The 17,085-nt window shown below is 62.7% G+C and carries 12 protein-coding genes, 1 tRNA gene and 1 pseudogene; 13 read left to right on the forward strand and 1 reads right to left on the reverse strand.

The annotated features are described in order from the left end of the window. Position 1 precedes the first annotated feature (1 nt). The 11 genes and pseudogenes from BLU85_RS21350 to BLU85_RS31820 all read left to right on the forward strand — a co-directional run bounded on the left by BLU85_RS21350 (position 2) and on the right by BLU85_RS31820 (position 13,038). Positions 2-1,432, forward strand: a complete 1,431-nt coding sequence (locus BLU85_RS21350; protein ID WP_092176170.1) for an N-acetylmuramoyl-L-alanine amidase — start codon at positions 2-4, stop codon at positions 1,430-1,432. Beyond that, positions 1,429-3,342 (forward strand): DNA mismatch repair endonuclease MutL, encoded by a 1,914-nt coding sequence (gene mutL, locus BLU85_RS21355; protein WP_092205357.1) that lies wholly within the window; start codon positions 1,429-1,431, stop codon positions 3,340-3,342. The genes BLU85_RS21350 and mutL overlap by 4 nt, the downstream gene beginning before the upstream one ends. After that, entirely contained in the window at positions 3,342-4,313 is a 972-nt protein-coding gene (gene miaA / locus BLU85_RS21360) for a tRNA (adenosine(37)-N6)-dimethylallyltransferase MiaA (RefSeq protein WP_092205358.1), read from the forward strand. Before mutL ends, miaA begins: the two co-directional genes overlap by 1 nt. A 91-nt stretch (positions 4,314-4,404) precedes the next feature. Then, positions 4,405-4,665: an RNA chaperone Hfq gene (gene hfq / locus BLU85_RS21365; protein ID WP_003186419.1), complete on the forward strand. Its 261-nt coding sequence runs from the start codon at positions 4,405-4,407 to the stop codon at positions 4,663-4,665. Positions 4,666-4,677: 12 nt separating this feature from the next. Next, a complete protein-coding gene (gene hflX, locus BLU85_RS21370; RefSeq protein WP_092205359.1) occupies positions 4,678-5,979 on the forward strand; it encodes a ribosome rescue GTPase HflX in 1,302 nt (433 codons plus the stop codon). 85 nt (positions 5,980-6,064) lie between these two features. Further along, positions 6,065-7,237 carry an FtsH protease activity modulator HflK gene (hflK, locus tag BLU85_RS21375; RefSeq protein ID WP_092205360.1) on the forward strand — a complete coding sequence of 391 codons (1,173 nt, stop codon included), beginning with the start codon at positions 6,065-6,067 and terminating at the stop codon, positions 7,235-7,237. Further along, positions 7,237-8,106, forward strand: coding sequence for a protease modulator HflC (hflC, locus tag BLU85_RS21380; protein WP_060739420.1), 870 nt, complete (start codon positions 7,237-7,239; stop codon positions 8,104-8,106). The genes hflK and hflC overlap by 1 nt, the downstream gene beginning before the upstream one ends. A gap of 313 nt (positions 8,107-8,419) precedes the next feature. Next, on the forward strand, positions 8,420-9,607 hold the full coding sequence (locus BLU85_RS21385) for an ATP phosphoribosyltransferase regulatory subunit (RefSeq protein ID WP_046065549.1): 1,188 nt from the start codon (positions 8,420-8,422) through the stop codon (positions 9,605-9,607). 54 nt (positions 9,608-9,661) lie between these two features. Continuing rightward, positions 9,662-10,954 (forward strand): adenylosuccinate synthase, encoded by a 1,293-nt coding sequence (locus BLU85_RS21390; protein WP_039592540.1) that lies wholly within the window; start codon positions 9,662-9,664, stop codon positions 10,952-10,954. A 1,124-nt stretch (positions 10,955-12,078) separates the two neighbouring features. Then, a pseudogene (locus BLU85_RS31815) lies at positions 12,079-12,132 on the forward strand (hypothetical protein); the annotation flags it as partial. 201 nt (positions 12,133-12,333) lie between these two features. Further along, a complete protein-coding gene (locus BLU85_RS31820; protein ID WP_371128541.1) occupies positions 12,334-13,038 on the forward strand; it encodes a methyl-accepting chemotaxis protein in 705 nt (234 codons plus the stop codon). A 245-nt stretch (positions 13,039-13,283) separates the two neighbouring features. On the opposite strand, the gene BLU85_RS21400 is transcribed toward BLU85_RS31820, so the two are convergent. Beyond that, positions 13,284-13,370 (reverse strand) — tRNA-Leu (locus BLU85_RS21400). 227 nt (positions 13,371-13,597) lie between these two features. Here BLU85_RS21400 and rnr point away from each other — a divergent pair. Then, entirely contained in the window at positions 13,598-16,228 is a 2,631-nt protein-coding gene (gene rnr, locus BLU85_RS21405) for a ribonuclease R (protein ID WP_092205315.1), read from the forward strand. Next, positions 16,225-16,983 (forward strand): 23S rRNA (guanosine(2251)-2'-O)-methyltransferase RlmB, encoded by a 759-nt coding sequence (rlmB, locus tag BLU85_RS21410; RefSeq protein WP_077506233.1) that lies wholly within the window; start codon positions 16,225-16,227, stop codon positions 16,981-16,983. The genes rnr and rlmB overlap by 4 nt, the downstream gene beginning before the upstream one ends. The last annotated feature ends 102 nt before the right edge of the window (positions 16,984-17,085 follow it).

Genomic DNA, 17,085 nt, shown 5'->3' on the forward strand with positions numbered 1-17,085 from the left:
GATGATGGGGTTTGGTATGCGCTTTCGCGCGGTGGTTGCTGTCGTAGGACTGTTGCTTACGGCACTGGCCGTCGATGCTGTGGCCGAGACAAAGGTCAACAGCGTTCGCCTCTGGCGGGCGCCGGACAACACTCGGCTGGTGTTTGACCTGACGGGGCCGGTGCAGCACAGCGTATTCACCCTGACCGCCCCGGATCGCCTGGTGATCGACATCAACGGCGCGACCCTGGGGGCGCCGCTGAATGTCGCTACCGCCAACACGCCGATCACCGCCATGCGTTCGGCCCAGCGTACGCCGACCGACCTGCGGGTGGTCATCGACCTGAAAAAAGCCGTGACCCCGAAGAGCTTCACCCTGGCCCCCAACGCCCAGTACGGCAACCGGCTGGTGGTGGACCTGTTCGACAACCCGGCCGATGCCGAGCCACCGCCACCGCCGCCAACCAATGTGGCCACGGTGCCAGCGGTGCCGGTGACCCCGACCGAGCCTGCGCTCAAACTGCCACCGGCCCCGGCCGGCAAGCGCGACATCATCGTGGTGATCGACGCCGGTCATGGTGGCGAAGACCCGGGCGCCTCGGGCTCGCGCGGGCAACGTGAAAAAGACGTGGTGCTGTCCATCGCCCGTGAATTGCAGCGCCAGGTCAACGGCATGAAAGGCTTCCGCGCCGAACTGACCCGCACCGGCGACTATTTCATTCCCTTGCGCGGACGCACCGAAATCGCCCGCAAGAAAGGCGCCGACCTGTTCGTCTCCATTCACGCCGACGCCGCGCCTTCGGCGGCAGCGTTCGGGGCCTCGGTGTTTGCTCTGTCCGACCGTGGCGCGACGTCCGAGACCGCCCGTTGGCTGGCCGACACTGAAAACCGCTCGGACCTGATCGGCGGTGCCGGCAACGTCAGCCTCGACGACAAGGACCGGATGCTCGCCGGCGTCCTGCTCGACTTGTCGATGACCGCCTCGTTGACCTCCAGCCTGAACGTCGGCCAGAAGGTCTTGAGCAACATCGGTCGCGTCACGCCGCTGCACAAGCAGCGCGTCGAACAGGCCGGGTTCATGGTGCTCAAGTCGCCGGACATCCCGTCGATCCTGGTGGAAACCGGGTTCATTTCCAACGCCAACGAAGCCTCGAAACTGTCGACGTCGAGCCATCAGCAGGCCCTGGCCCGCTCCATCAGCAGCGGCGTACGGCAGTTCTTCCAGCAGAACCCACCGCCGGGCACCTACATCGCCTGGCTGCGGGACTCCGGCAAGATCGCCCAGGGGCCGCGGGATCACCGCGTCAACCCGGGCGAAACCCTGGCGATGATTGCCGTGCGCTACCAGGTGTCGCCCGCCACCTTGCGCAGCGCCAACAATCTCAAGAGCGATGAGCTCAAGATTGGCCAGACCCTGACCATTCCGGGCAATGAAGTGGCGGCCAAGCAATGAGTGACGAAGTGATCGGCAACACCGCCCGCATCGAACTGCTCAGCCCTCGGCTGGCGAACCAGATCGCCGCCGGTGAAGTGGTCGAGCGTCCGGCGTCGGTCATCAAGGAACTGCTGGAGAACAGCCTCGACTCCGGGGCCCGGCGCATCGATGTGGATGTCGAGCAGGGCGGCGTCAAGCTGCTGCGGGTGCGCGATGACGGTGGCGGAATTCCCTCTGACGACCTGCCGCTGGCCCTGGCGCGTCATGCCACCAGCAAGATCCGCGACCTGGAAGACCTCGAGCGGGTCATGAGCCTGGGCTTCCGGGGCGAGGCGCTGGCGTCCATCAGTTCGGTGTCGCGCCTGACCCTCACCTCCCGCACCCGCGATGCCGAGCAGGCCTGGCAGGTCGAGACCGAAGGCCGCGACATGGCATCTCGCGTCCAGCCCGCGGCCCATCCGGTGGGCACTTCGGTGGAAGTGCGCGACTTGTTCTTCAACACCCCGGCCCGACGCAAGTTTCTCAAGGCCGAGAAGACTGAATTCGATCACCTGCAAGAAGTCATCAAGCGCCTGGCCCTGGCGCGTTTTGACGTGGCGTTCCATTTGCGCCACAACGGCAAGACCATCCTCAGCCTGCACGAGGCCCACGACGATGCCGCCCGCGCCCGGCGCGTGGGCGCGGTGTGCGGTGCGGGGTTCCTGGAGCAGGCCTTGCCCATCGAGGTGGAGCGCAACGGCTTGCACCTGTGGGGGTGGGTCGGCTTGCCAACGTTCTCCCGCAGCCAGGCGGACCTGCAATATTTCTACGTGAACGGCCGGGCGGTGCGCGACAAGCTGGTGGCCCACGCGGTGCGCCAGGCCTATCGTGATGTGCTGTTCAATGGCCGGCATCCGACTTTCGTGCTGTTTTTCGAGGTCGATCCGGCAGTGGTGGACGTCAACGTGCACCCGACCAAGCATGAGGTGCGTTTCCGTGACGGGCGCATGGTCCACGATTTCCTCTATGGCACCCTGCACCGTGCCCTGGGCGATGTGCGTCCGGAAGATCAGTTGGCGGCTCCGGCGGCGGTGGCTGGCATGGTCCGGCCGACAGGGCTGGATGCCGGTGAGTTCGGTCCCCAGGGCGAAATGCGCCTGGCGGCCAATGCGCTGCTGGAGCAACCCCAGCCTCAGCCCAGCTACAACACGGCCGGCAGCGGCGCTGGCAGCGGCTATCAGTATCAATACACCCCGCGCCCGCAATCCAACGTGCCGGCAGCCGAGGCCCAGGCGGCCTATCGCGAGTTCTTCAAGCCTTTGCCGGAAACCAGTGCGGCGGCGCTGCCCGACGGCCAGGGCGATATCCCGCCGCTGGGCTATGCCCTGGCGCAACTCAAAGGCATCTATATCCTCTCGGAAAATGCCCAAGGCCTGGTGCTGGTGGACATGCACGCCGCCCATGAGCGGATCATGTACGAGCGGCTGAAAATCGCCATGGCCAGCGAAGGCCTGAGCGGCCAGCCGCTGTTGGTGCCCGAGTCCCTGGCCGTCAGCCAACGCGAAGCCGATTGTGCCGAAGAACATGTGGCCTGGTTCCAGCGCCTGGGCTTCGAATTGCAGCGCCTGGGCCCGGAAACCCTGGCGATCCGCCAGATCCCGGCCTTGCTGAAGCAGGCCGAGGCCAATCGCCTGGTCAGCGACGTGCTGGCGGACTTGATGGAGTACGGCACCAGCGACCGGATCCAGGCGCACCTGAACGAACTGCTCGGCACCATGGCCTGCCACGGCGCGATCCGCGCCAACCGGCGCCTGGCCCTGCCGGAAATGAACGGTCTGCTGCGGGACATGGAAAACACCGAACGCAGCGGTCAATGCAACCATGGCCGGCCGACCTGGACCCAACTGGGCCTGGACGACCTGGACAAACTGTTCCTGCGCGGTCGTTGATGAGCCCGTTGCCACCCGCGATTTTCCTGATGGGGCCGACCGCCGCCGGCAAGACCGACCTGGCTATCGAATTGACCAAGGTCCTGCCCTGCGAGTTGATCAGTGTCGATTCGGCCCTGGTCTATCGGGGCATGGACATCGGCACCGCCAAGCCGTCAAAAGAACTGCTGGCCGAATTTCCCCACCGGCTGATCGACATCCTGGACCCGGCCGAGGCTTATTCGGCGGCCGATTTCCGGCGCGATGCACTCCAGGCCATGGCCGAAATCACCGCACGGGGCAAGATCCCGCTGCTGGTGGGCGGAACGATGCTGTATTACAAGGCCTTGGTCGACGGGCTGGCGGACATGCCGGCGGCCGATCCCGAGGTGCGCGCGCAGATCGAAGAAGAGGCCGCGCGCCTGGGCTGGCAGGCCCTGCACGAGCAATTGGCGGTCATCGACCCGCAGTCGGCGGCGCGTATTCACCCCAATGACCCGCAGCGGCTCAGTCGGGCCCTGGAGGTTTATCGGGTCAGCGGCCAGAGCATGACCGCCCTGCGCCAGCGACAATCTGCGCAAAGTACTGAAGCAGCCGCTTCGGGACTGCAACAATTGCCCTATACTGTCGCGAATCTGGCCATCGCTCCGGCGAACCGGCAAGTGCTGCATCGGCGAATTGAACAAAGATTCACACTAATGTTGGAACAGGGGTTCATAGACGAGGTCGTAGCCCTGCGTGAGCGAAGTGACCTGCATGCCGGGTTGCCGTCTATACGTGCGGTAGGTTATCGACAAGTCTGGGATTACCTGGACGGCAAGCTGACGTCAGCCGAGATGCGGGAGCGTGGGATCATTGCCACGCGCCAATTGGCGAAACGCCAGTTCACCTGGCTGCGCAGCTGGACTGACCTGCATTGGCTCGACAGTCTCGATTGCGACAATCTGCCACGCGCCTTGAAATACCTCGGGACCATCTCCATATTGAGCTGAGTCCTTGCAATTGCCGTCTATCCTTGGGGGTGTGACGGCCCAAGCCATCTGATTCCGATTTTTATAATTGATCCTTAAAGGAGTGCGGCACATGTCAAAAGGGCATTCGCTACAAGACCCTTACTTGAACACTTTACGTAAAGAGAAAGTTGGGGTGTCCATCTATCTGGTCAACGGGATCAAACTGCAAGGCACGATCGAGTCTTTCGACCAGTTCGTCATCCTTCTGAAAAACACCGTCAGCCAGATGGTCTACAAGCACGCGATCTCGACAGTGGTGCCAGTTCGTCCAATTCGTCTGCCTAGCGCAACCGAATCCGAAGGCGGTGACGCTGAACCGGGTAACGCCTGATAGGAGCCTCCTTTGTTCTTTGAGCGCCACGGTGGTGGTGAACGGGCCATTCTCGTTCACTTGGATGGACAGGACCCTGAGGCGCGCGAAGATCCGCAGGAGTTTCAGGAATTGGCACTTTCGGCCGGCGCCGAGACCGTCGCGTTTTTCAACGTGCCGCGTCATCGGCCAACCGCCAAGTTCCTGATCGGCAGTGGCAAGGTCGAGGAGTTGCGCGACCTGGTCAAGGCCGAGCAGGTCGATCTGGTGATTTTCAATCACATCCTCACGCCCAGTCAGGAACGTAACCTCGAACGTGTCTTCGAGTGTCGCGTGATCGACCGCACGGGGCTGATCCTCGATATCTTCGCCCAGCGCGCCCGCACCCATGAAGGCAAGCTTCAGGTCGAACTGGCCCAGCTTGAGCACATGAGTACGCGGCTGGTCCGCGGCTGGACTCACCTCGAGCGGCAGAAAGGCGGTATCGGCCTGCGCGGCCCGGGTGAAACCCAGCTGGAAACCGACCGACGCCTGTTGCGGATTCGCCTGCGCCAGATCAAGGGGCGGCTGGAAAAGGTCCGCAGCCAGCGCGAGCAGTCGCGACGTGGTCGCAAGCGCGCGGATATCCCGACGGTTTCACTGGTGGGCTATACCAACGCCGGCAAATCGACCCTGTTCAACAATGTCACCCAATCCGACGTCTACGCCGCCGACCAGTTGTTCGCCACACTCGACCCGACCCTGCGCCGGCTCGACCTGGACGACCTCGGGCCGATCGTGCTGGCCGACACCGTGGGCTTTATCCGTCACCTGCCGCATAAACTGGTCGAGGCTTTCCGGGCTACGCTCGAAGAGTCGAGCAACTCCGACCTGCTGCTGCACGTGATCGATGCCGCCGAGCCGGACCGGATGCTGCAGATCGAGCAGGTGATGGTGGTGCTGGGCGAGATCGGAGCCCAGGACTTGCCGATCCTCGAGGTATACAACAAACTCGATTTGCTCGAAGGCGTGGAGCCGCAGATCCAGCGCGATGCCGATGGCAAGCCGCAACGGGTCTGGCTGTCGGCCCGCGATGGCACCGGCCTGGACCTGCTCAAGCAGGCCGTGGCCGAACTGTTGGGCAGCGATCTGTTTGTCGGCACCCTGAAATTGCCACAACGTTTCGCCCGGCTGCGTGCGCAGTTTTTCGAGCTGGGGGCCGTGCAAAAAGAAGAACACGACGAAGAAGGTGTCTGCCTGCTGGCTGTTCGCCTGCCTCGGACGGAGCTCAACCGACTGGTCAGTCGCGAAGGGCTGCAACCGATGGAATTCATCGAGCAACACACTTTGCAATAAAAGCCTGAGAAAGCGGTGTCAGGCATTCTGTAGCATTGGTCGGCGCGCCGTGGGTGCGTCTTTGCTTTATCAGATGGAGAGCGCTATGGCTTGGAATGAGCCGGGTGGCAACTCGAATAATCAGGATCCTTGGGGTGGCAAGCGTCGTAACAACGGCGACCGCAAGGGGCCGCCGGATCTCGACGAGGCCTTCCGAAAGCTGCAGGAAAGCCTGAACGGTTTGTTCGGTGGTGGTAAAAAACGCGGTGACGAGGGGGGCGGTCGTTCGGGCAAGGGCGGCGGTTTCGGCCTGCTCGGCATCGGTCTCGTCGTGCTGGCGGCTGTCTGGCTGTACAGCGCGGTCTATGTCGTGGACGAGCAGGAGCAAGCCGTGGTGCTGCGCTTTGGCAAGTACTACGAGACGGTTGGTCCGGGCCTGAACATCTATTTTCCGCCGATCGACCAGAAGTTCATGGAGAACGTCACGCGTGAGCGGGCGTACACCAAGCAGGGCCAGATGCTGACCGAAGACGAGAATATCGTCGAGGTGCCGCTGACCGTGCAATACAAGATCACCAACCTGCAGGACTTCGTGCTGAACGTCGACCAGCCGGAAACCAGCCTGCAGCACGCGACCGAAAGTGCCCTGCGCCATGTGGTGGGTTCCACCGCCATGGACCAGGTGCTGACCGAAGGTCGTGAACTGATGGCCAGTGAAATCAAGGAGCGCCTGCAACGGTTCCTCGATACCTATCGCACCGGTATCACCGTCACCCAGGTCAACGTCCAGAGCGCAGCGGCACCGCGTGAGGTCCAGGAAGCCTTCGACGACGTGATCCGTGCCCGTGAAGACGAGCAGCGTTCGCGCAACCAGGCTGAAACCTATGCCAACGGCGTCGTGCCGGAAGCTCGTGGCCAGGCCCAGCGCATCATCGAGGATGCCAACGGTTACCGCGATGAGGTGGTCTCCCGTGCCAAGGGTGAGGCCGATCGCTTCACCAAGCTGGTGGCCGAGTATCGCAAGGCCCCTGAAGTGACCCGCCAGCGTCTGTACCTGGACACCATGCAGGAAGTCTTCAGCAACACCAGCAAGGTCCTCGTGACCGGCAACAAGAACGGCCAGAGCAATCTGCTGTACCTGCCGCTGGACAAGATGGTCGAGAGCGGTCGCAACACCAGCACGCCACCGGCCAGTTCGGCGGCGGCCGGTAATGAGGTCGGCACCCGTGCGGCGGCGGACCTGCAACAACAGCAAGCACGTACCAGGGAGAGTCGCTGATGAGCAATAAATCGCTGATCGCCCTTATTGTCGGTGTCGTCGTGGCGATCGCTGCCTGGAACTGCTTCTACATCGTGGCTCAGACCGAGCGCGCGGTGTTGCTGCAATTCGGTCGCGTGGTCCAGGCTGATGTCCAGCCGGGGCTGCATGTGAAGGTGCCGTACGTCAACAAGGTGCGCAAGTTCGACGCCCGCCTGATGACGCTGGATGCGCCGACGCAACGCTTCCTGACGCTGGAAAAGAAAGCCGTGATGGTGGATGCCTATGCCAAGTGGCGCGTGAAGGATGCCGAGCGCTTCTACACCGCGACCTCGGGCCTGAAGCAGATCGCCGACGAGCGTCTGTCCCGTCGTCTGGAATCGGGCCTGCGTGACCAGTTTGGTAAGCGCACGTTGCATGAAGTGGTATCCGGCGAGCGTGATGCGCTCATGGCCGACATCACCCGTTCGCTGAATACGATGGCGGAAAAAGAGCTGGGTATCGAAGTGGTCGATGTCCGGGTCAAGGCCATCGACCTGCCGAAGGAAGTGAACCGCAGCGTGTTCGAGCGGATGAGCACCGAGCGCGAGCGTGAAGCCCGTGAGCACCGCGCTAAGGGTAACGAGCTGGCCGAAGGCATCCGTGCCGACGCCGATCGCCAACGCCGCGTACTGCTGGCCGAAGCCTATCGTGAATCGGAAGAGGTCCGGGGTGATGGCGATGCCCAGGCCGCTGCGATCTACTCCAAGGCTTATGGCCAGGATCAGGAGTTCTACGCGTTCTACCGTAGCCTGCGTGCCTACCGTGAAAGCTTCGCGAACAAATCCGACGTCATGGTCCTGGACCCAAGCAGCGACTTCTTCCACTACCTGGAAAAGTCCAAGCCTTGATGCGGCGTTGACCTGAAGCACTCCGCCCGGCGGCTAAAGCGTCGGGCGGGGTGATCCTTTGGGAAAACGTGTGTATGATGCGGCAGCCGGGAAATTCCCGGCTTTTTTGCGTCTGCACGTTTGATTGTGGTTTTGGTTGCAGGCGTCGGGTTGAACGACTCGACAGGTTTTTCGAGGAAAGTGCTGGGCGAGGCCGATTGCTGGCCGTTCGTCACGTCGCTCATGCGCGTGTTTTGCGCGTGGGCCAAGTATTTTCTGCTTCACTCAAGGCTTGCCCGAGGGCTGGCCGCCCGGACCATAGGGGAATGGCGTAATGGCAACGGTAGACCGCTGGCTGCTGCCAGATGGCATCGAAGAAGTACTGCCACCGGAAGCTGCGCGTATCGAAGTAGCGCGTCGGCAGGTGTTGGATCTGTTCCAGAGCTGGGGTTACGAGTTCGTCGTCACCCCGCATATCGAGTACCTGGAATCCCTGCTCACCGGCGCGGGTCAGGACCTGGATCTGCGCACCTTCAAGGTGATCGACCCACAGTCGGGTCGGCAGATGGGCTTTCGTGCCGATATCACGCCGCAAGTGGCGCGTATCGACGCCCATACCCTGCGCCGTGAAGGCCCGAGCCGCCTGTGCTACGCCGGCAGCGTGCTGCATGCCCAGCCGCGAGCCTTGTCATCTTCGCGCAGCCCGATCCAGCTGGGCGCCGAGTTGTATGGCGATGCCAGCCCGAGCAGCGACGTGGAAGTCATCAGCCTGATGTTGGCCATGCTGCAACTGGCTGACGTGCCTGATGTCCACATGGACCTGGGGCATGTCGGCATCTATCGCGGCCTGGCCCGTGCGGCCGGTTTGTCCGGCGAAGTGGAGCAACAGCTGTTCGATGCCCTGCAACGCAAGGCCATCGACGAAGTCATCAGCCTGACCGAGGGCCTGCCGGCCGATCTGTCGGGCATGCTGCGGGCACTGGTGGACCTGTGCGGCGGGCGTGAAGTATTGGCCGCAGCCCGTGAGCGCCTGGCCCATGCGCCGGCGCCGGTATTGGCTGCGCTGGACGATTTGCTGGCGATTGCCGAGCGTCTGTCGGTGCGTTTCCCCGAGTTGCCGCTGTATTTCGACCTGGGCGAGTTGCGCGGTTATCACTATCACACCGGCGTCGTGTTCGCCGTGTTCGTGCCGGGCGTGGGCCAGTCCATTGCCCAGGGCGGCCGTTATGACGACATCGGTGCCGACTTCGGTCGCGCCCGTCCGGCGACCGGCTTCTCTACCGATTTGAAAACCCTGGTGACCCTGGGGCGTGCTGAAGTCGAGCTACCGTCTGGCGGTATCTGGATGCCTGACAGTACGGATGCGGCACTCTGGCAGGCAGTCTGTCAGTTGCGCAGTGAGGGTCAGCGTGTCGTCCAGGCCTTGCCTGGGCAGCCTTTGGCCGCCGCCCGTGAAGCGGACTGCGACCGGCAATTGATTCAGCAGAACGGGCTTTGGCAAGTATTGCCGCTGGCTTCTTGAGTTTTCCCGCCGGCCGTGGCCGGCACCAAGTTTGCGCGAATGAGGACAAGTGTTATGGGTAAGAATGTCGTAGTCCTGGGCACCCAGTGGGGTGATGAGGGCAAAGGCAAGATCGTTGATCTGCTGACCGAACATGCTGCCGCCGTAGTGCGCTACCAGGGTGGCCACAACGCAGGCCACACCTTGGTGATCGACGGTGAAAAAACCGTCCTGCACCTGATTCCGTCGGGCGTGCTGCGCGAAGGCGTCCAGTGCCTGATCGGCAACGGTGTGGTGGTTGCGCCCGATGCCCTGCTGCGGGAAATCATCAAGCTGGAAGAAAAAGGCGTACCGGTGCGCGAGCGCCTGCGTATCAGCCCGTCCTGCCCGTTGATCCTGTCCTATCACGTGGCGCTGGACCAGGCCCGTGAAAAGGCCCGTGGCGAGCTGAAGATCGGCACCACCGGTCGTGGCATCGGCCCGGCCTACGAAGACAAGGTGGCCCGTCGTGGCCTGCGCATCGGTGACCTGTTCCACCGTGAGCGTTTCGCCGCCAAGCTGGGTGAGTTGCTGGACTACCACAACTTCGTCCTGGTCAATTACTACAAAGAACCGGCCATCGACTTCCAGAAGACCCTGGACGAGTGCATGGAATACGCCGAGCTGCTCAAGCCGATGATGCTCGACGTCACCGCCGAGCTGCACGAGCTGCGTCGCGCCGGCAAGGACATCATGTTCGAGGGTGCCCAGGGTTCGTTGCTGGATATCGACCACGGTACCTACCCGTACGTCACCAGCTCCAACACCACTGCCGGCGGCATCGCCACCGGTTCGGGGTTCGGCCCGATGTACCTGGACTACATCCTGGGTATCACCAAGGCCTACACCACTCGCGTCGGTTCGGGTCCATTCCCGACTGAGCTGTTCGACGACGTCGGTGCCTTCCTGGCCAAGCGTGGCCACGAATTCGGTGCCACCACCGGCCGTGCCCGCCGTTGTGGCTGGTTCGATGCCGTCATCCTGCGTCGCGCCATCGACGTCAACAGCATCTCGGGCCTGTGCCTGACCAAGCTGGACGTGCTGGACGGCCTGGAAACCATCAACATCTGCGTGGGCTACAAGAACCAGGACGGCGCTGTCATCGACGCACCGACCGACGCCGACAGCTACATCGGCCTGGAGCCGGTGTACGAGCAGATGCCAGGCTGGACCGAATCGACCGTCGGTGCCAAGACCCTGGAAGAACTGCCTGTGGCAGCGCGCAACTACATCAAGCGCGTCGAAGAGTTGGTCGGTGCGCCGATTGACATTATTTCGACGGGGCCGGACCGCAACGAAACCATCGTTCTGCGTCATCCGTTCGGCTGATAAGTCTTTGATGTAAAAAACAAAGGGCCCTCGTTGGGCCCTTTGTCGTTTCTGTCTGCCGGGCGGCACGACACTTGCTATGCAACTCCATTAAGGCACCGCTTTCCCGAGTGCCATCAAATTAATGGCGTTTGGTAGAGGGATTTCACGTGTCGGCCGTTCTCTCACTGTTACAAAGCCGTTTGCTGCGGCCTGTGTTCGTTACCCTGGGGATCGCCCTTTTGGTGCAGGTGCTGGTAGCCGTTGCGCTGACCCGAAGCACCGTCACGGCGTTGGAAGCCGATCTGGGCGCGCGGTTGGGAGTGGACAGCCAGAAGCTTTCCGCTGAGCTGGAGCAGGCCGGGCGAGAGGTCACGTCGAGCCTGGACAGCCTGTCCGCCAATACCCGCCAGCGGCTCAATGCCGGCTTGTCCGCTCGCCTGAAGGACGAACAGGCGCAGTTGCGTGGGACCTTGGAGAAGGACTTGAGGGATTCCGCCAATGATATGGCGCAACTCCTGGCTTCCGTTGCACCGCGTGCCATGTGGGATAACGATGTGCCCACCCTCTCTGAATTCGCCCGTCGGGCCCAGCGCAATCCCAACGTACTGTTCGTCATCTATGACGACGCCGCGGGTGAGCACCTGACGCGCTACCTGAACCGGGAAAACCCGATCAACAAGGCGCTGCTGGAAAAAGGCAAGGGCGAGCGGGCGTTGGACAAGGTGCTGGAGGCGGCGAAGAACGATCCGTCGGTGTATTACCTCGAAGCTTCGATCAACCCCAATGGCGTCGAGATCGGCAAAGTCTTGATGGGGGTTTCCACGGCGGCGGTTGAAACCGACCTGAAGGCGCTGGACCAGCGCTTCTCGGCCTTGATCGCCAGCAGCGATCAATTGGTCGGCGACAGCCTCAAGGGCGCGGCGGCTGACAGCGCCACCGCCATGCGCGGTCGCCTGGCGTCGGCCCAAACCACGGCCACGCAGATGCAGACCAACACCGCCAGCACGGTGCAGGACGCTGCGGGTACATTGCGCTGGCGCATCGGCCTGGGCCTGGCGCTGGTGGGCTTCGGCGTGTTGGTGTTGCTGGCCGTGGTGCTGGGGCGTCGGGTGGTCAATCGCTTGAAACTGCTGATAGCGGCCATGAACGATCTGGCGGCGGGCGAGGGCGACCTGACCAAGCGCGTGCAAATCAACAGCAAGGACGAAATCGGCGACATGGCCTCGGCGGTCAATCGCTTTGTGGATAAGTTGCAGCCCATCGTGCGTGAGGCGGGCGATGTGGCCCAGCGCACCGGTGTGGAAATCGGTGCGATGACCTTGCGCAACTCCGGCGCCGATGCGGCGGCCGGGATGCAGCGTGATGAAGTGGCCGAGAGCCTGCGCGCGCTGTCGCAAATGGCGGACGAGGCTCAATCGGAAAGCCAGGCGATGCAGGCGGCCCTGCAGCAAGTGGTGGAGATCCGCCAGGCCACCGATGAAAACACGCGCACTTCGGCCAAGGTCGGCGGCCTGATCGAGGCCCTGGCCGGCCAGGTCGATACCGGGGCGAAAGTGATCGAGCGGTTGGCGCAGCAGAGCGAACAGATTGAAGTGGTGCTGACCGTGATTCACGGCATCGCCGAGCAGACCAACTTGCTGGCCTTGAACGCGGCCATCGAGGCGGCGCGGGCCGGGGAAACCGGGCGCGGTTTTGCGGTGGTGGCGGATGAGGTGCGGGCGTTGGCGAGCAAGACCCAGAGCTCTACGGGCGATATCCAGGCGCATATCGTGGCCTTGCAGCAGGGGGCTCGCGAGGCGGTGGCCGCCATCGGCCAGGCCGGGCGCCAGGCCAGCGAAGGCTTGTTGGTGCTGCGTGACAGCGCGCGGTTGCAGCAGTCGGTGCAGGCGTCTGTCGAGCAGGTGCATGCGGCCATCGGCCTGGCGACCCAGGCGGCGGCTCATCAGGCCCAGGGCGCGCAAGCGGTGCGTGGGCGGGTGGAAACCATCCATGCCCAGGCTGAGAAAGCGGCCCAGGCCGTGGTCGAGACCACCGCCAGCGGCAAGGTGCTGGACAGCCTGGCGGCGCAACTGAAGGCAAGTCTGGGGCAGTTCAGGGCCTGATCGGGTGGTTGGGCTGGCCCCATCGCGAGCAAGCTCGTGATGGGGCCTGTAGGAGCTGGCGAAGCCTGCGATCTTTTGATCTTTCACTCGCGATTCAATTGTCTGGGGAAAGATCGCAGTCTCGTTGCACTCGGCAGCTCCTACAGTTCGTGGTTGGCGAGAGAGAAGAGCTAGGGGCCAGAAACGCAAAAACCCGCTTTCGCGGGTTTCTGTGAGGTTCAAGGTCGTGACCTTGAAGCTTGAATTGGTGCCCAGAAGAAGACTCGAACTTCCACGACCTTGCGGTCACCAGCACCTGAAGCTGGCGTGTCTACCAATTTCACCATCTGGGCAGTATCGGCAACGTGTGTACGTCGTCGATGGCGCGCACTATACGGAGCGTGTTTTTAACTGTAAACCCCTGCGGAGAAAAAAACCGCTAAATTTCACGAGCGGTGCTTTCCGGGGGCTTCGAAGGCAGGTCAAATGATTCTGGAAACGCTATCGGATGCTTGAAATTTCCCGTTTCATTAAGCCTATGCCAAACTAACCCGCATATAGACAAGGTGAAAACTCTCTAATGGCCGATTGGCAGTCCCTCGATCCCGAGGCCGCTCGTGAAGCGGAAAAATATGAAAACCCTATTCCTAGCCGTGAACTGATCCTGGCGCATCTCGCCGATCGGGGTTCGCCTGCTAGCCGCGAGCAGTTGGTCGAAGAGTTCGGTCTGACCACCGAGGACCAGCTCGAAGCCCTGCGCCGCCGTCTGCGCGCCATGGAGCGCGACGCTCAACTGATCTACACCCGGCGCGGCACCTATGCGCCGGTGGACAAGCTCGACCTCATCCTGGGCCGCATCGCCGGTCACCGTGACGGCTTCGGTTTCCTGATCCCGGACGACGGCAGCGATGACCTGTTCATGAGCCCGGCACAAATGCGCCTGGTGTTCGACGGTGACCGGGCCCTGGCCCGCGTGTCCGGCCTGGATCGTCGTGGCCGCCGTGAAGGCGTGATTGTCGAAGTGGTGTCCCGTGCCCATGAAAGCATCGTTGGCCGTTACTTCGAAGAAGGCGGTATCGGTTTTGTCGTGCCGGATAACCCGAAGGTTCAGCAGGAAGTGCTGATTACCCCGGGCCGTAATGGCGCCGCCAAGGTGGGTCAGTTCGTCGAGGTGAAAATCACCCATTGGCCAACTGCGCGCTTCCAGCCACAGGGCGATATCGTTGAAGTGGTCGGCAACTACATGGCGCCGGGCATGGAAATCGACGTTGCGCTGCGCACCTACGACATTCCTCACGTCTGGCCCGAGGCTGTGCTCAAGGAAGCCGCCAAGCTCAAGCCGGAAGTCGAAGAGAAAGATAAAGAAAAACGCATCGATCTGCGCCATCTGCCGTTCGTTACCATCGACGGCGAAGATGCCCGCGACTTCGACGATGCGGTCTATTGCGAAGCCAAGCCCGGCAAGCTGCGCCTGTTCTCCGGCGGCTGGAAGTTGTTCGTCGCGATTGCCGACGTGTCCAGCTACGTGAAGATCGGTTCGGCCCTGGATAACGAAGCCCAGGTGCGCGGCAACTCCGTGTATTTCCCTGAGCGCGTGATTCCGATGCTTCCTGAGCAGCTGTCCAACGGCCTGTGCTCGCTGAACCCGAAAGTCGACCGTTTGGCCATGGTGTGCGAGATGACCATCTCCAAAACCGGCGAAATGACCGACTACCAGTTCTACGAAGCGGTGATCCACTCCCAGGCGCGCCTGACCTACAACAAGGTCAGCACCATCCTGGAAACGCCGAAGACCAGCGAAGCCAAGGCGCTGCGTAGCGAATACGCTGGCGTGGTGCCGCACCTCAAGCAGTTGTATTCGCTGTACAAGGTGTTGCTGGGTGCCCGCCACGTGCGTGGCGCGATCGATTTCGAGACCCAGGAAACCCGGATTGTCTTCGGTTCCGAGCGCAAGATCGCCGCAATCACCCCGACGACCCGCAACGATGCGCACAAGCTGATCGAAGAGTGCATGCTGGCAGCCAACGTGGCCACCGCCGAATTCCTCAAGAAGCACGAGATTCCTGCGTTGTACCGCGTGCACGACGGCCCGCCGCCCGAGCGTCTGGAAAAACTGCGGGCCTTCCTCGGCGAGCTCGGCCTGTCCCTGCACAAAGGCAAGGACGGCCCGACGCCGAAGGACTACCAGGCACTGCTGGCGAGCATCAAGGACCGTCCGGATTACCATGTGATCCAGACAGTGATGCTGCGCTCCCTGAGCCAGGCGGTGTACAGCGCCGACAACCAGGGCCACTTCGGTCTGAATTACGAGGCGTACACCCACTTCACCTCGCCGATCCGCCGTTACCCGGACCTGCTCACGCATCGCGCGATCCGCAGCGTGATCCATTCCAAGCAGAACACCCCGCACGTCAAGCGCGCCGGTGCCATGACCATTCCGAAGGCGCGGATCTATCCGTACGACGAGGCGGCCCTGGAACAGTTGGGCGAGCAGTGCTCCATGAGCGAACGCCGCGCCGACGAAGCCACTCGCGACGTGGTGAACTGGCTCAAGTGCGAGTTCATGAAAGACCGCGTGGGCGAGTCGTTCCCAGGCGTGATCACTGCCGTGACCGGCTTTGGTTTGTTTGTCGAACTGACCGACATCTACGTCGAGGGCTTGGTGCACGTCACCGCCTTGCCGGGTGATTACTACCACTTCGACCCTGTGCACCACCGCCTGGCGGGCGAGCGCACCGGTCGCAGCTTCCGCCTGGGCGACACCGTGGAAGTGCAGGTCATGCGCGTCGACCTTGATGAGCGCAAGATCGACTTCGGAATGCCTGACAAACCCGCCGAAGCACCGACTGGCCGTAAAAAACGTGGCGGCGAGACCGCAACGCCTGCGACCAGGGGTAAAGGCGCTCCTGCAAAAACCGCAGAGCCTGAGCCAGCCAAGGCCGGTCGCCGTTCGTCTGTCAAGGACAAGGCTCCTGAAGCCTACCGCCCCAGCGACGCGGCGGCGAAAAACGCCGAACTGCGAAAGAGCCGCGAATTGAAGCAGCAGTTGCTCAACGAAGCCAAAAGCGGTGGTAAAGCGGCGTCTGGGGGAAAGTCCCACGGGGCGGAAAAGCCATCGAGCAAGCCGAGTAAACACCGTAAAGGCCCGCCAAAGGCGGGGTCGGCCCCCGCGAAAAGCGGCGGGTCGCGCAAACCTAAGGCCAAGTCATGAGTCTGGAAAAAATCTACGGCGTGCATGCCGTAGAGGCACTGCTGCGTCACCACCCCAAACGTGTCAAGCAAGTGTGGTTGGCGGAAGGTCGCAGCGAGCCCCGTGTGCAAGCGCTGGTCGAACTGGCCACCCAGAACAAGGTTGCCATCGGCCAGGCCGAGCGGCGCGAAATGGACGTGTGGGTCGAAGGCGTTCACCAGGGTGTGGTGGCGGACGTCAGCCCGAGCCAGGTCTGGGGCGAGGCGATGCTCGACGAACTGCTCGATCGCACCGAAGGCGCCCCCCTGCTGCTGGTGCTGGATGGCGTGACCGACCCGCATAACCTCGGCGCCTGTCTGCGTTCGGCCGATGCCGCCGGTGCATTGGCGGTGATCGTGCCCAAGGACAAGTCGGCCACCCTGACGCCCGTGGTGCGCAAGGTGGCCTGCGGCGCGGCGGAAGTGATCCCGTTGGTGGCGGTGACCAACCTGGCGCGCACCCTGGAAAAACTCCAGCAGCGCGGCCTCTGGGTGGTCGGCACGGCGGGCGAGGCCGAGGTCAGCATCTATGACCAGGACCTGACGGGCCCGACGATCCTGATCATGGGCGCCGAAGGCAAGGGCATGCGTCGCCTGACCCGCGAGCATTGCGACTACCTGGTCAAGCTGCCGATGGCGGGCAGCGTCAGCAGCCTCAACGTCTCGGTGGCCACCGGCGTGTGCCTGTTCGAGGCGCTGCGCCAGCGTAGCGTCAAGGCTGTCGCCAAAAAGCCCTGATCCAGACGCGTATCAAATGTGGGAGCGAGCTTGCTCGCGATGACGGTGCCGCCGTGACGTAAACGTCGACTGGCACGCCGCTATCGCGAGCAAGCTCGCTCC

It is taken from the genome of Pseudomonas sp. NFACC14, assembly GCF_900106885.1.
In the GTDB taxonomy this organism is placed as follows: Bacteria; Pseudomonadota; Gammaproteobacteria; order Pseudomonadales; family Pseudomonadaceae; genus Aquipseudomonas; species Aquipseudomonas fluorescens_AA.